This window comes from Hymenobacter crusticola, from assembly GCF_002154225.1.
Classification (GTDB): Bacteria; Bacteroidota; Bacteroidia; order Cytophagales; family Hymenobacteraceae; genus Hymenobacter; species Hymenobacter crusticola.
Genome location: NZ_MTSE01000009.1, coordinates 117,284 through 129,903, shown reverse-complemented (window position 1 = coordinate 129,903; position 12,620 = coordinate 117,284). Strand labels below are relative to the sequence as shown.

The following is a 12,620-nucleotide window of genomic DNA, read 5'->3' as shown; positions in this document are numbered from 1 at the left end:
ACGTGTTAGAGCAGTTGCAATTCAGCGAGAGGTATTGGTGGCACGGGTGCGGCTGGTGGCGGTAGTAGTTGCTTTGCTAGCCATTGGGAGGTGTGCCACTTGCCAAATTTATACGCTACGTGTTGATAAGTACCGATCAGCTCAAACCCCAAAGAGTGATGAAATGCAAAACTCCTAGGGTTAGGCTCAATTACACCGGCGTAAGCATTCACATAACCTTGCCGTTGTAAGAACTCAAACAGGTGATTATACAGCCGCCGCGCAACTCCTGTGCCGTGATGCTCAGCATGCACATATACCGATGTTTCTACAGACCACTGATAAGCAAGCCGTTCGCGGTGCCGGGAGGCATAAGCATACCCTAACAGCTGTCCATCGCGCTCTGCTACTAACCACGGTAATACACCTTGAAGTTTCCGAATTCGCTCCGCAAATTCAGCGAGCGTAGGCACTTCAAACTCTAGGGTAATCGTGGTATCCGTGATGTACGGGGCATAAAGGGCGAGCATAGCTGCCGCGTCGTTTGGGGTAGCCAAGCGCAGGATATAATCGGCAGCCTGCGAACCTAGGGTGAAGTCCATTTGCGCTTCGTCCTACTTTGGCTGCGAAGGGCGCATCTGGATTTCCGACAGCATGGTAGCTTTAGGCGCTTCCAACGCGTGCACAATGGTAGCGGCAATATCTTCGGGCTGCATCTTGTGCGGGTCGGGTTCGGCGCCGGGCTCCGCGCCGTTGAAGTTAGTTTCGACCGAGCCGGGCATCACGCAGGTCACGCGCACGCCATCCTGCCGCACTTCCTTGAACAGAGCATCGGAGAAGCCACGCACCGCAAACTTGGTGGCGCAGTAGCCGGCCATATTTGGGCTGCCTGCCGTGCCCGCCAGCGACGCTACGTTGATGATGTGTCCTTCGCCCTGCTTTTTCATCTGTGGCAGCACCACTTTGGTGCAGTAGAACACCCCGTGCACGTTGGTATCAAACATGGCATGCCAATCGTCGGATGAGAAGCCATCTACCGGACCCATGTTGCCGATGCCAGCGTTATTAACCAAGATCCGCACTTCCGCTCCGACCTCGCGCTGCGTATCTACGTATGCTTCCTGCACCGATACTTCGTTGCGGATATCGCACTCAAAAAACTGAAATCGCTCGTGCGTTAGGCCCTCGGGCGCCGTGCGGCCCCAGCCGGCCACGATGGCACCTTTGGCAAGCAGCGCCTCGGCTGTGGCCCGCCCAATTCCTTTACTGACGCCCGTAACTATAGCTATCTTGCCCGTTAGATCCATGCTGAAGTAATGTTTTGGAGGAATGTTTGGCCGCAAGTTAGCGGCCCTCAACCGCTTTTACGCGGAATAATCAGTCTGGCTGCGTTTCTGCCGCTGCTAAGTAGCTGCGGCGAAGGACACGAAACCGATTGCCTGATGAGTACGGGCAACGTGGTGACCGAGCGCCGCGAGCTAGCTCCCTTCCACGTAGTAACGGCCTACGACAATGTAGATGTGCTGCTGGTGCAAGACACGGCCACCTACGCAGAGGTGCGAGCCGGCAAAAACTTGCAGAAAGACATCGAATTAACCGTACGAGATGGGCAGCTCACCATCCGCAACACCAGTCGCTGCAACTGGGTCCGCACGTACGACACGCCCCGCCAGCTCACCTTACACCTCCCTCGTCTCACCGATTTGTTTTTGCGGGGCCAGGGGAATGTGCGCACTTCCAATAACTTCCGCGCCGACACCCTCTTTTGCCACCTCGTCGGCGCCGGCGACTTCGACCTCGACGTGACCAGCAAGTACCTGTGGCTCGATTCCTATGAGCTAGGCGACATTGATCTGCACGGCAAGGCTAACGAGGTGCACTACACCTTGGGCGGTAGTGGTAGTTTGCGAGCTACTGGCCTTCAGACGCCTACACTTTTTTTCCAATCCAATAAAGGCAGCAACGGCGACGCACGGGTCACAGTATCGCAGTCACTATTGGGCACGCATGCGGGCACTGGCACCCTTTACTATTCCGGTAGCCCTACTCTTACCCTAACGGGAAATGGGAAGGTAGAAAAAGTCAACTAGCAGCCGGCTTTCTCTCGTTGTTCGCTTGCCATCATCATTGCGCCTCCCAACCTGAAAAGCCTATGCTGAAGCTAGCTTCCGGGTAGTTTTTTCTGGGTACGATTACACAGAATTCATCTTGTCACCGAACCCAAAATTACGGTGCTCCACGGTTGAGCTATTCGCTGATGCGGAGTATAAGCCAAAGTATTTTTCTCATAAAAAATTGGCTCTCTGGCAACTAGCTTATATCTTTCGCCCTCCTAAACCGTTCTACTCCATTGTGAATCGTGCCACACGGGCGTAAAACTCAAAAATTAAATTAGCCGATCAGCATCGGTCAGAGCACGTGGTGCACTGGGTTTTTGAGGTATGCTCTTACGATGCCTACGCAGATAACGGGCCTGTTTTCAGCCCGTGGTGACGACGCTTTTGGCGCCTTCCAACTTTCTGCCCTGCTCTCTCCCGTAGAACTCCCACCTGTGAAGCACCCTCCTTCGGGCACCTCCCCGGAGGCCTGTACCTATCTGCGCCATCTCTCCGCGTCATCGGTAAGCTAGCACACGGCTGCGCTTGCTCCCGGTCGCTTGGCCTAGCCCGTCTACCCAGACTTTAGCTACTCCCCATAGCTCAAGGGATGACCTTTTACCACGGCTAGGTTTACGGCGCGGCTCACCAGTAACCCTGCTCTCTGTTCTTCCCCTCTTCGCTATGACTGCAAAAGAATCCAAAGCCCCATCTCACGTAAACAACTTCGATTTTCTACGCCTGCTCTTTGCCACGCTCGTACTCATTACCCACTCCTACTTCCTGACTGGCATACCCGAACACGACCCCCTGTGGCAGTTCTCCCATGGGCAATTGCGGCTCTCAAAGCTAGGTCTCTGGGGCTTTTTCGTGATTTCGGGCTACCTGATTCTCAAGAGTTTACTGCGTAGTTCTTCGCTGAAGGAGTATTATTTCAAACGCATTATTCGCGTATTCCCCGCCTTATGGGTGATGGTAGGCCTCACCATGATAGGCGCTTACTTTTTCTCGGATAAGAACCTAGGGGCCTATCTCGCCGACCGTTCTTTGTACCTGTATCTGCTTAACCTGGTGCTGCGGCTTCACATTAATATTGCAGGTGTGTTTCCAGCTAACCCCGTCCCCACCGAAATTAACGGCTCGATCTGGACGGTGCCTTACGAATTCTTTTTCTACCTGCTGCTAACGCCTTTATTCTTCATTCGCTACCGGTTGGCGTGGCTGCGTGGCAGTATGCTCGTTGCCTTCGTGGGGTTGCTAGTGCTCCAGCTTACGGGCCACGTCGATTACCCCACGCGTGAGCTAGGCCTCCTCACAGAGGAACTTATCTTCCTAGGCCTTTACTTCGTAGCTGGGGGGCTGCTAGCCTTGTTTCCGTCGTTGATACGTCAGGCGCGCCTGCGTACCTGGGCTGTTTGGATCACTGGCCTCGGCCTGCTAGCCGTTCTTTATTTTGGGGGCTACGAGCAAGCGCAGTTTTTCCTGTTGCCTGTGTTCGTCATTGCCTTCGGCGAATCTAACTACCCTGCCCTGAGTTGGATTCGCCGCTACGGCGATATCAGCTACGGGGTGTATATCTGGGGGTGGCCAGTACAACAAGCGTTGGTTCACCTGCTACATCCCTCGCAGCCGGTGTTAGCACTACTCAGCATTCCTATCGCCTGGGCCATCGGCGCAGTCTCTTGGCATCTGCTGGAGAAAAAGGTATTGCGCCTGAAGCTGGCTTTGCCCACGCCGCGCGCCGAAGCAGAAGCAGAAGAATCGGCTATCCCTCAGGTACAGATAGCGTTCAGCTCGCCTCGCCAAGCCTAGCTAGCTACTAAGTACTTATTAAAACAGAGACAGTCGCCGGCCGGAACAGCATACCTTGCTCCGACCGGCGACTGTCTGTTCGCACCTTCCCTAGATGTCGCCGAGTTGCGGACGGATCAGCAGTTCCTCCACCACCGCCTGCGGCGATAAAGAATAAGCGGCAAACACGGCTTCGGCTACATCCTGGGCTTTGATAAACCGTTCGTCGGGGAAGTCTGAACCTTCCCAACTGGCGGTAAGCGTCGCCCCTGGCAGCACCGCCGTTACGCGCAGGTTGTGGGGCTTCAGCTCTTCGCGCAGGGCTTTGGTCAGACCTAGCAGCGCAAATTTGGCAATGCTATAGGAGCCCCCGCTCGGGTACGCACGGATGCTGGCCACCGAGCACATCGTAAAAATATGCCCCTGGCGGCGCTCAATCATAGCGGGCAGGAGCTGCAACGTCAGGTCGTAAGCACTGTACAAGTTCACGTCGATGAGGGCGCGCAGGGCACTACCATCGAGGGGTTCGTCTTGCAAACGGCCGGGTGTGAAAGCGCCAGTGTTATGCACCAAAACTTCTACCGCGCCACCGAGTTCTTGCACAAACGTGGCAAAGCGCCGCGTGTCTTCGGCCTTGCTCAGGTCGGCGGTTAGGGTGTGCAGCTGTGCGCCGGGAACATCTTGGCTCAGCGCGGTTTGTAAGCTAGCTAGGTCCGTGGTAGAGCGGGCGCACGTCACGACGGGAAAACCCGCCTGGGCAAAGCGCCACACCAAGGCCCGCCCAATGCCCTTCGTTCCGCCGGTAATGATGATAAATTTTTGCATTTCGTTGATTGTTGTCGCCGATTTTACGTAAGGAAGCGCAACTGTTCTGCCTTGCGTCGTCTCTTTATTTCACGCAGCTCGCAAGTTTTCGTTTTTCCTTTTCAATCTGCCTTTTATGGTTAAGACCTTCGGTGAGTTTATTCTCTTTTTGCAAAGCATGCTGGTGCGGAAAGAGCGCTTTAAGACGCTATTCGAACGCACCATCGACGAATCAGTGATTATCGGTGTCAATTCTGTTTTTATCGTTGCTATCGTCAGCGCCTTTATCGGGGCAGTTACGTGCGTTCAGATTTCCTATAACCTTGTCAACCCCCTTATCCCAAAATCCACTATTGGGTATATGGTACGCGAGATGACAATTTTGGAGCTTGCTCCCACCATTACCAGCATTGTGCTAGCAGGCAAGGTAGGTTCTAGCATTGCAGGCGGCCTAGGTACCATGCGCATCACCGAACAGGTTGCAGCGCTGGAGGTAATGGGTATCAACTCTGCTTCTTACCTAGTTTTCCCCCGGATCGTGGCCTCCATTGTGATGTTCCCGATGCTAGTTATTCTGGCTATGGTTCTCTCCATTCTAGGAGGCTACCTAGCAGGTACGCTTACTGGCGCCATCTCCGCACAAGAATACATTGAAGGTATTCGGACAGACTTTATTCCTTACAACATTCTGTTCGCGCTGATCAAATCGGTTGTGTTTGCCTTCCTAGTATCTGCGATTTCGGCTTACAAAGGCTACTTCACGACGGGTGGCGCTTTGGAAGTAGGGTCGGCTAGCACGGCTGCCGTTAATAACTCTATCATTGCTATCCTGTTAGCAGATTTCGTCCTGGCTGCCATCCTGTTGTAAACCTTATTGCTTGCCAGCTTTAGCACGTTCGCTCGTAAGATCGTCAAGCAGCAAGCTTTCCTGATTAAGCACCTCTTCCAATGATTGAGATTCATAACATACAAAAAGCCTTCGATGGCAACGCTGTGCTAAAAGGCATCACGTGCACGTTCGAAACGGGCAAATGCAACCTACTGCTAGGTGGTTCGGGTACAGGTAAAAGCGTACTGCTTCAATGTATTGTGGGCTTGATGAAACCCGATATCGGCAGCATCACCTTCGATGGCACCGTGTTCACAAACAACAAAGTGGGTGTCCGGCAGGAAATCCGCCGCAAAATTGGCATGCTGTTCCAGGGCTCTGCCCTCTTCGACTCCATGACGGTGTTCGAAAACACGGAATTTCCGCTGAAGATGCTCACCCCTGAAATGACCAAGGAGGAGCGCCGCGACCGGGTAGAGTTCTGCCTTAAGCGCGTAGGCTTGGAAAATGCTGGTAACAAAATGCCCTCCGAAATTTCGGGTGGTATGAAGAAGCGCGTTGGTATTGCCCGCGCCATTGCCCCTAACTGTACGTACCTGTTTTGCGACGAACCAAACTCTGGCCTCGACCCGCTTACCAGTATCAAAATTGATGAGCTGATTCACGAAATCACGCACGAATACAACATCACCACAGCCATCATCACCCACGATATGAACTCGGTGGTGGAAATTGGGGACCACATCATCTTTCTGCACAAAGGGCTTAAGCTCTGGGATGGCACCAAAGACGAAATCTTGAACGCTCAAGTACCCGAGCTTAAAGAGTTTATCTTCAGCAGCAGCTTGGTACGCGCTGCCAAGCGCGTCGACGACGAAGGTGGCCTCGAAGCCATTCTGGCCGAAGACCCTCAGCCGCAGTCTTAAGCTACCTAGGTAGAGGTAGATACCAAGCATAAAAAGCGAGCCGCTACTTCCAGGAGTAGCGGCTCGCTTTTTATGCTTGGTACAAGCTCTCAACCTGCGCTAAGTGATGTCGGCCGTGCCAAGCGTACAACACCAGAGCCTGATCGAGCGTGGTTACGCGTTTGGTTTCTGGATGATAAAACGTGCGCTGCCAGTGCTCCTCTCCTAGGTTTGCGAGCAAGTTGGTCCACCGGGTATGCAAGGCTTCCAGCAACGCCAGCGACACCGTGATGGGCGTTGCTTCGACGTCAGGTAGCTCGGCCCACGCCTGCTCATCGTAGGGTCGGATCGTTGGATTATCTTCGGTGAGAGCTAGCTTAAAACGAGTGTAACTGTTCAGGTGAGAGTCGGCAAGGTGATGAATTACTTGCCGGCCATTCCAGCCCCCAGGCCGATACGGATCTTGCAACCGGATACCTCCTACCCGGCGGGCAGCCGCGGTGAGTTGCGAAGGCAATTCCGCTAGTTGCCGGATGTACGCTGCCCGTTCCGCATTGCTCAAGGGTTCTGTTGGAATTTCAGGCTGGCCTATTGGGTAGCGAAGATCGACTGGCGAAGTTTCCATAAAAGCAGGCTATTGGTAGTACTTGCGCAAGTAAGCATTTCCTACTTTCTCTTGCCCCTTCTACCCGATGTAGCCTATCTAGAGCATGTTAAAAGCAGAAAGGCTGCTCCGTCTGGGAGCAGCCTTTCTGCTTTTATTTAGTAACTCTCACTTAACCGTTGCGCTTATTTAGCTCATCACGGATCTTAGCAGCCTTCTCGTAATCTTCTTTTTCGAGGGCTTGCGCCAGCATTTTCGTTAGCTCGTCCAACGAGGCCTGCCCCGATGGCTCACGTGGCTCGGCCCGGGACGGAACGGGTTTGTCGCTATCCTCTTCGTCCTGGTCCTGGTCATCCTCGTCGTCCGTGTCGTCGACGTTTTCGTCTAGGTCACTCAGGATGATGCCCGCTTCGCTCAGCACACTTTCTACCGTGAAAATCGGTACTCCGAACCGCAGGCCGATGGCAATGGCATCCGAGGGACGAGCGTCGAGCTCGAAGGTAGTAGCCCCATCCGAGCAGACGATTTTGGAATAGAATACTCCCTCTTTCAGGTCCGAGATAAGCACTTCCAGAATGGTCACGTGCACATGCTCGGCGAAGGATTTAAATAAGTCGTGCGTCAGAGGTCGGTTCGGACTGATTTTTTCAATCTGAATGGCAATACTCTGCGCCTCGAACATGCCGATGATGATGGGCAAGCGGCGGTTGCCGGTCTTTTCGCCTAGGATAAGGGCAAAGGAGCCGGACTGCGACTGGCTGGATGATAAGCCTAGTATTTCGAGCTGGATTTTCTTCACAAGCTGCGGATGTGCTGATTTTTGATGTGCTGTGGGGAAGGAATACGCTAGGATGCCAGTGTTTTCTCTACTACACCAATCTAATATAAATCAGCATATTAGAGCACACTTCCGACAATAAATTACCCTAGCTCCTTCACGGCCTGGGTCAGTTTTGGCAATACGTCGAATACGTCGCCAACGATGCCATAATCGGCTGCCTTGAAGAAGGGAGCCTCCGGATCTTTGTTGATTACGACAATTACTTTCGACGAGTTTACGCCCGCTAGATGTTGAATTGCGCCCGAAATGCCACAAGCAATGTACAAGTTCGGCGACACGGTGATACCCGTTTGTCCTACGTGTTCGTGGTGCGGACGCCAATCAGCATCGGATACGGGCTTGGAGCAAGCCGTAGCCGCGTGCAGCGCCTTAGCGAGGTCTTCAATCAAGCTCCAGTGCTCGGGACCTTTCATACCGCGCCCGCCCGATACCACCTTATCGGCTTCGGGGAGCAGCACCCCACCTGCTTGCTCCTGCATGACGACCTGCTTGGGTGCGTCGGCGAAGTCAGCGTCGCTGAGCTGAGCCGAGAACTGCTCTACCGTAGCCGTCTGACCAGCATTGTGCAAGGCCTCAATGGAGTTCTTCTTCACGGCAATGATTTTCCGGTCCCCCGTCAACACCACGTCGGCCAGCGCTTTACCCGAATAAGCTCCACGGCGCACCGTGAACTTTCCGCCATCTACCTTGGGCAGCTCAACTACGTTGGTAGCAAGGCTAGCTTTCAGGCGTATCGACAAGCGAGACCCCACGGCCGCGCCAATGTTGGAGTTAGCTAGCACAATCACTTGCGCTTGCTCTTTCTCAGCAGCAGCAGCAATGAGCTTGGTATACGCCCCGTTCACGAAGTCTTTCAAACGCGGCTCTGCGTCATACAGCACGTTGCTGATACCCTGCTCACCTAGCTGAGCTAGGTTGGCCTCGGTTGCTACGCCTACTGCAATGGCCGTAGCCGTCGTGCCGAGCAGCTGTGCTACCTGGCTGCCGTAAGAAGCCACTTCCAGCGAAGATTTTTTCACCTCGCCATTATCACATTCAACTACAACTAAAACAGACATTTTTCTTTCAGAACTTAGATTTTAGAACTTAGAACTTAGACTTCTATGCATTGAGAACCAAGAGCTTAGCCAACCATAGCCTACGCTCTACGTTCTATGCTCTAAGCTCTATAACTAAATGACCTTTGCTTCGTTGCGCAGCAGTTTGATCAGCTCGCCGGCACTTTCGGCGGGGATGAGCTTTACTCCCTGCTTTTTAGGCGGCAGCGCATATTCGGCTACTTCCGTGCGGGCACCAGAACCTACGGGTCCCACTACTTTCAACGGCTTGGTACGGGCCGTCATGATGCCGCGCATGTTTGGGATGCGGGGCTCGCACATGGGCTGCTGGCACGAGGCGACAAAAGGCGTATTTACTTCTACTATTTCTTTACCGCCTTCGATTTCACGCTCTAGGGTGGCTGTATTGCCGCTCATATCGAGCTTCATGGCTGGGGCTACAGTCGGGATGCCGAGCAGCTCGCCTACCATGCCATGTACCTGAAAACCATTGTAATCAATGCTTTCCTTGCCCATCAAAATCACGTCGTAGGCGCCTTCTTTCGCTACGCTTGCAATCTGCTCGGCCACGAAAAACGCATCGGTTGGCTTGGCATTTACGCGAATGGCGTCGTCGGCGCCAATGGCTAGAGCTTTGCGAATATTGGGTTCCGTATCGGCTTCACCCACGTTGATTACCGTGACGGTACCACTACCCTGAGCCTCTTTCAGCTCAATGGCGCGGGTGAGGGCGTATTCGTCCCAGGGGTTAATCACGAATTGCACCCCTGCCTTGTTAAACTCCTTGTTATCAGGAGTGAAGGTTATTTTGGTGGTCGTGTCAGGCACGTTGCTAATGCAAACGAGAAACTTCATCTACGGCTGCTTGAATGAACAAATACTAGGGAAACCCCCTACTTTCGGGCGAAGATACAGAAATCTACCTTCCTTATGGAAACCGCTCCAACTCGTCTGCAACAGCTTCTGGCCTTCTACGCCGAAGACCCCAACGATGCCTTCACGATCTACGCGTTGGCCACCGAATACCGCGCTACGGAACCGCAGCGCGCCATGGAATTTTACCAGAAGCTGCTCGACGAACACCCTGACTACGTGGGTACGTATTATCACGCGGGCAAGCTGCTAGAGCAATTGAATAATGCCGAAGAAGCCGAAAAAGTTTACCGAAAGGGCCTACAAGTAAGCCGCCGAGCTGGGCAAATGCACGCCGCTAGCGAGCTACAACAAGCCCTCAATCAGTTCCTAGGTCTCGATTACGAAGATGATTAAGGAGTAGAAACACGCCGTGGCGCCTTCCTCTTTTGAGGCATCTATTGCTTTATTCAACTTCCTCTCATCTCTTCTGGGATGCGCAACGACGACCACGCCGTGGCACATCCTTACATCACCGCTTCATCATCTTGTCAGCACATTCGCGCAATGAAGATCTTACTTGTTGAAGATGAACCGAAAGTATCTGCCTTTATCCGTCGCGGCCTGGAGGAAGAGAACTACGAAGTTGAGGTAGCCTACGACGGTCATTTTGGGCGGCAGCTAGCGCTTACCCACGACTACGAGCTGATCATCTTGGATGTGATTCTGCCCAATATGAGCGGCCTCGAGGTGCTCCGCGCCGTGCGCGCCCAAGATCAACAAGTGCCTATTCTGATGCTGACGGCCCTAGGTACCACCACCGACAAGCTACAAGGCTTCGATGGCGGTGCCGACGACTACTTGGTCAAGCCTTTCGATTTTCAGGAGCTCCTCGCCCGCGTGCGGGCCCTTACGCGCCGCCGCGGCACCGAAAAGAAAGGTGCCCTGCTTACCCTCGCCGACCTCACCCTCGACACAGCCGCCAAAACAGTAACCCGCGGTGGTCAGCCGCTCAAACTCACCGCCCGGGAGTTTGGGCTCTTGGAGCTATTCATGCGCCACAAAGGACGGGTACTGAGCCGCGCCGAAATTGCCGAAAACTCCTGGGAAGAAGCGTTCGACTCTGGCTCTAATGTGATTGATGTATACGTTAATTACTTGCGCAACAAAATAGATAAGGGCTTCTCCAAGAAGCTGATCCATACTGTTGTCGGCATGGGCTACGTCATGCGGGAAGAAGATTGAATTTAGAACTTCGCCCCTAGGTTAGAGCACATAGGCAAGTGACTCTTCGCTAGCTCCAAGCACCTAGCCATATTATATGACTATTCGCAACCGTCTCACCCTGCTATTTTTAGGATTGGTGGGCATTATTCTATTCGGAGCCTTATCCGTTACTTTTCTGCTGCACGCGCAGTATACACGGCAAGAATTTCACCAACGGCTGCGCGACCGAGCCGAAGTAACGGGCTACGTATTTCTGGAGCAGGACGAATTGCACGAGTCGGCTTTCAGCAACTTCCGTCAGCGCTACCTGCGCACGCTCAACGACGAAGTGCTTCAGATCTATGACTCCCACCTGAACCCGCGCTTCATCAAAGAGGATGCGCGCCTTCACCTTTCCGATTCACTGCTGGTACGCATCATTGCCGAAAAGGAACTCTACTTCACGCTAGGTGCGCGCCAAGCTATCGGCTTGTTCTACCATGATAACCAGGGCGACTTCGTGATTGTAGCCGCCGCCGAAAATCGCTCGGGGCAGGCCCGCATGGAACACCTAGCTTCTATGCTCGCTTTGGTCTTTTTTGGGAGCTTGGTAGTGATTTACGTCGCGGGTCGTTTGTTTGCTGGCCGGGCCCTCGCCCCTATTGCCGCCGTTAACGACCAAGTAGACCGCATCACGGCGCGCGACTTACACCTGCGCGTGAAAGAAGGCCGTAGCGACAAGGACGAGATTACGCGCCTCGCCCGCACCTTCAACCGTATGTTGGAGCGCTTGGAGGAAAGCTTCGAGGGCCAGCGCACATTTGTCAGCAATGCCTCACATGAGCTACGCACGCCGCTCACCGCTACTATTGGCGAGCTGCAAGTGCTCCTTGCCCGCGACCGGGAGCCTGTTGCTTATCGCGAGGCGTTGAGTTCTGTATTAACGGAGCTACAGCAGCTTAAAACCTTAATAAACAACCTACTGGAATTTACGCAGGCCAACACGGGTACCATGACGGGCGACGAAATCCGCTTGGACGAGTTGCTCTGGGAAGCGCGCGAAGCTGTAGCCCCTGACCAGCGTCGGCGCATCCATATTACCCTTGACTCGCTGCCTCCTGATTCTACCCAACTGGAGATTTCAGGTAATCGCCAGCTGTTGAGCCGGGCGTTGGCAAACTTATTTGATAATGCCCTGAAGTATTCCGGAGACAAGCCCGTGGAAGTGCACTTTGAGTACGCCGAAGGCTTCGTTTATATCCTGATCGAGGATCATGGTATTGGCATTTCGGAGAAAGACCTATCGGGTATTTTCCAACCGTTCTTCCGCGCTAGCAATGCTAGGGGTGTTATAGGGCATGGTGTGGGCTTACCACTCTCTAAGAAAATCATCGAGTTGCATGGCGGTAAACTCACCGTTACTTCGCAGCTAAACGAGGGCACCATAGCGGCTGTAACGTTCAAGTTGTAGCCCTTCTCACTGATTTACCTAGGTATAGCTTCCTGAAAATTGGATGAAAAATGCCGCTATACTTTACCTTTAACTATAACATATCTCATAATTATTATCCTTATTATAATAAAACAATTCAATATGGCCACTTCTAATCTGTTTCTAATGCGTCTCTAACCTACCTCTAACTTCGGGCTCGTAG

General features: G+C 53.3%; 14 protein-coding genes. 7 read left to right on the top strand and 7 right to left on the bottom strand.

The genetic code is table 11. The features are described from left to right. Positions 1–5 precede the first annotated feature (5 nt). A complete protein-coding gene (locus BXP70_RS17250; RefSeq protein ID WP_086595354.1) occupies positions 6–581 on the bottom strand; it encodes a GNAT family N-acetyltransferase in 576 nt (191 codons plus the stop codon). Between the two features lie 12 nt (positions 582–593). Then, positions 594–1,286, bottom strand: coding sequence for an SDR family oxidoreductase (locus tag BXP70_RS17245; protein ID WP_086595353.1), 693 nt, complete (start codon positions 1,284–1,286; stop codon positions 594–596). A gap of 135 nt (positions 1,287–1,421) precedes the next feature. Between BXP70_RS17245 and BXP70_RS17240 the strand changes: the two genes are divergently transcribed. Beyond that, on the top strand, positions 1,422–2,069 hold the full coding sequence (locus BXP70_RS17240; RefSeq protein ID WP_179197729.1) for a head GIN domain-containing protein: 648 nt from the start codon (positions 1,422–1,424) through the stop codon (positions 2,067–2,069). 690 nt (positions 2,070–2,759) lie between these two features. Beyond that, on the top strand, positions 2,760–3,887 hold the full coding sequence (locus BXP70_RS17235) for an acyltransferase family protein (protein WP_086595351.1): 1,128 nt from the start codon (positions 2,760–2,762) through the stop codon (positions 3,885–3,887). 90 nt (positions 3,888–3,977) lie between these two features. Here the strand turns inward: BXP70_RS17235 and BXP70_RS17230 are convergent, their stop codons facing one another. Next, positions 3,978–4,691 (bottom strand): SDR family oxidoreductase, encoded by a 714-nt coding sequence (locus BXP70_RS17230; RefSeq protein WP_086595350.1) that lies wholly within the window; start codon positions 4,689–4,691, stop codon positions 3,978–3,980. Between the two features lie 115 nt (positions 4,692–4,806). Between BXP70_RS17230 and BXP70_RS17225 the strand changes: the two genes are divergently transcribed. Together BXP70_RS17225 and BXP70_RS17220 are read left to right on the top strand one after the other, a co-directional pair. Then, positions 4,807–5,538: an MlaE family ABC transporter permease gene (locus BXP70_RS17225; protein ID WP_086595349.1), complete on the top strand. Its 732-nt coding sequence runs from the start codon at positions 4,807–4,809 to the stop codon at positions 5,536–5,538. An 80-nt stretch (positions 5,539–5,618) separates the two neighbouring features. Continuing rightward, on the top strand, positions 5,619–6,425 hold the full coding sequence (locus tag BXP70_RS17220; RefSeq protein ID WP_086595348.1) for an ABC transporter ATP-binding protein: 807 nt from the start codon (positions 5,619–5,621) through the stop codon (positions 6,423–6,425). Between the two features lie 70 nt (positions 6,426–6,495). Here BXP70_RS17220 and BXP70_RS17215 read toward each other — a convergent pair whose 3' ends face one another. The 4 genes from BXP70_RS17215 to BXP70_RS17200 form a co-directional block, all read right to left on the bottom strand. After that, positions 6,496–7,029 carry a YfiT family bacillithiol transferase gene (locus BXP70_RS17215; protein ID WP_086595347.1) on the bottom strand — a complete coding sequence of 178 codons (534 nt, stop codon included), beginning with the start codon at positions 7,027–7,029 and terminating at the stop codon, positions 6,496–6,498. A 151-nt stretch (positions 7,030–7,180) separates the two neighbouring features. Next, positions 7,181–7,807, bottom strand: a complete 627-nt coding sequence (locus BXP70_RS17210; RefSeq protein WP_086595346.1) for a bifunctional nuclease family protein — start codon at positions 7,805–7,807, stop codon at positions 7,181–7,183. A 122-nt stretch (positions 7,808–7,929) separates the two neighbouring features. Continuing rightward, positions 7,930–8,907 carry an electron transfer flavoprotein subunit alpha/FixB family protein gene (locus BXP70_RS17205; protein ID WP_086595345.1) on the bottom strand — a complete coding sequence of 326 codons (978 nt, stop codon included), beginning with the start codon at positions 8,905–8,907 and terminating at the stop codon, positions 7,930–7,932. Between the two features lie 114 nt (positions 8,908–9,021). Beyond that, positions 9,022–9,762, bottom strand: a complete 741-nt coding sequence (locus tag BXP70_RS17200; RefSeq protein WP_086595344.1) for an electron transfer flavoprotein subunit beta/FixA family protein — start codon at positions 9,760–9,762, stop codon at positions 9,022–9,024. A 75-nt stretch (positions 9,763–9,837) separates the two neighbouring features. On the opposite strand from BXP70_RS17200, the gene BXP70_RS17195 reads away from it, so the two are divergent. The 3 genes from BXP70_RS17195 (at position 9,838) to BXP70_RS17185 (ending at position 12,436) form a co-directional block, all read left to right on the top strand. After that, entirely contained in the window at positions 9,838–10,176 is a 339-nt protein-coding gene (locus tag BXP70_RS17195; protein ID WP_086595343.1) for a tetratricopeptide repeat protein, read from the top strand. Between the two features lie 150 nt (positions 10,177–10,326). Beyond that, positions 10,327–11,004 carry a response regulator transcription factor gene (locus tag BXP70_RS17190; protein WP_086595342.1) on the top strand — a complete coding sequence of 226 codons (678 nt, stop codon included), beginning with the start codon at positions 10,327–10,329 and terminating at the stop codon, positions 11,002–11,004. Between the two features lie 76 nt (positions 11,005–11,080). Beyond that, the gene (locus tag BXP70_RS17185) at positions 11,081–12,436 is read left to right on the top strand and encodes a sensor histidine kinase (protein ID WP_086595341.1); all 1,356 of its coding nucleotides are present in this window, start codon (positions 11,081–11,083) and stop codon (positions 12,434–12,436) included. The last annotated feature ends 184 nt before the right edge of the window (positions 12,437–12,620 follow it).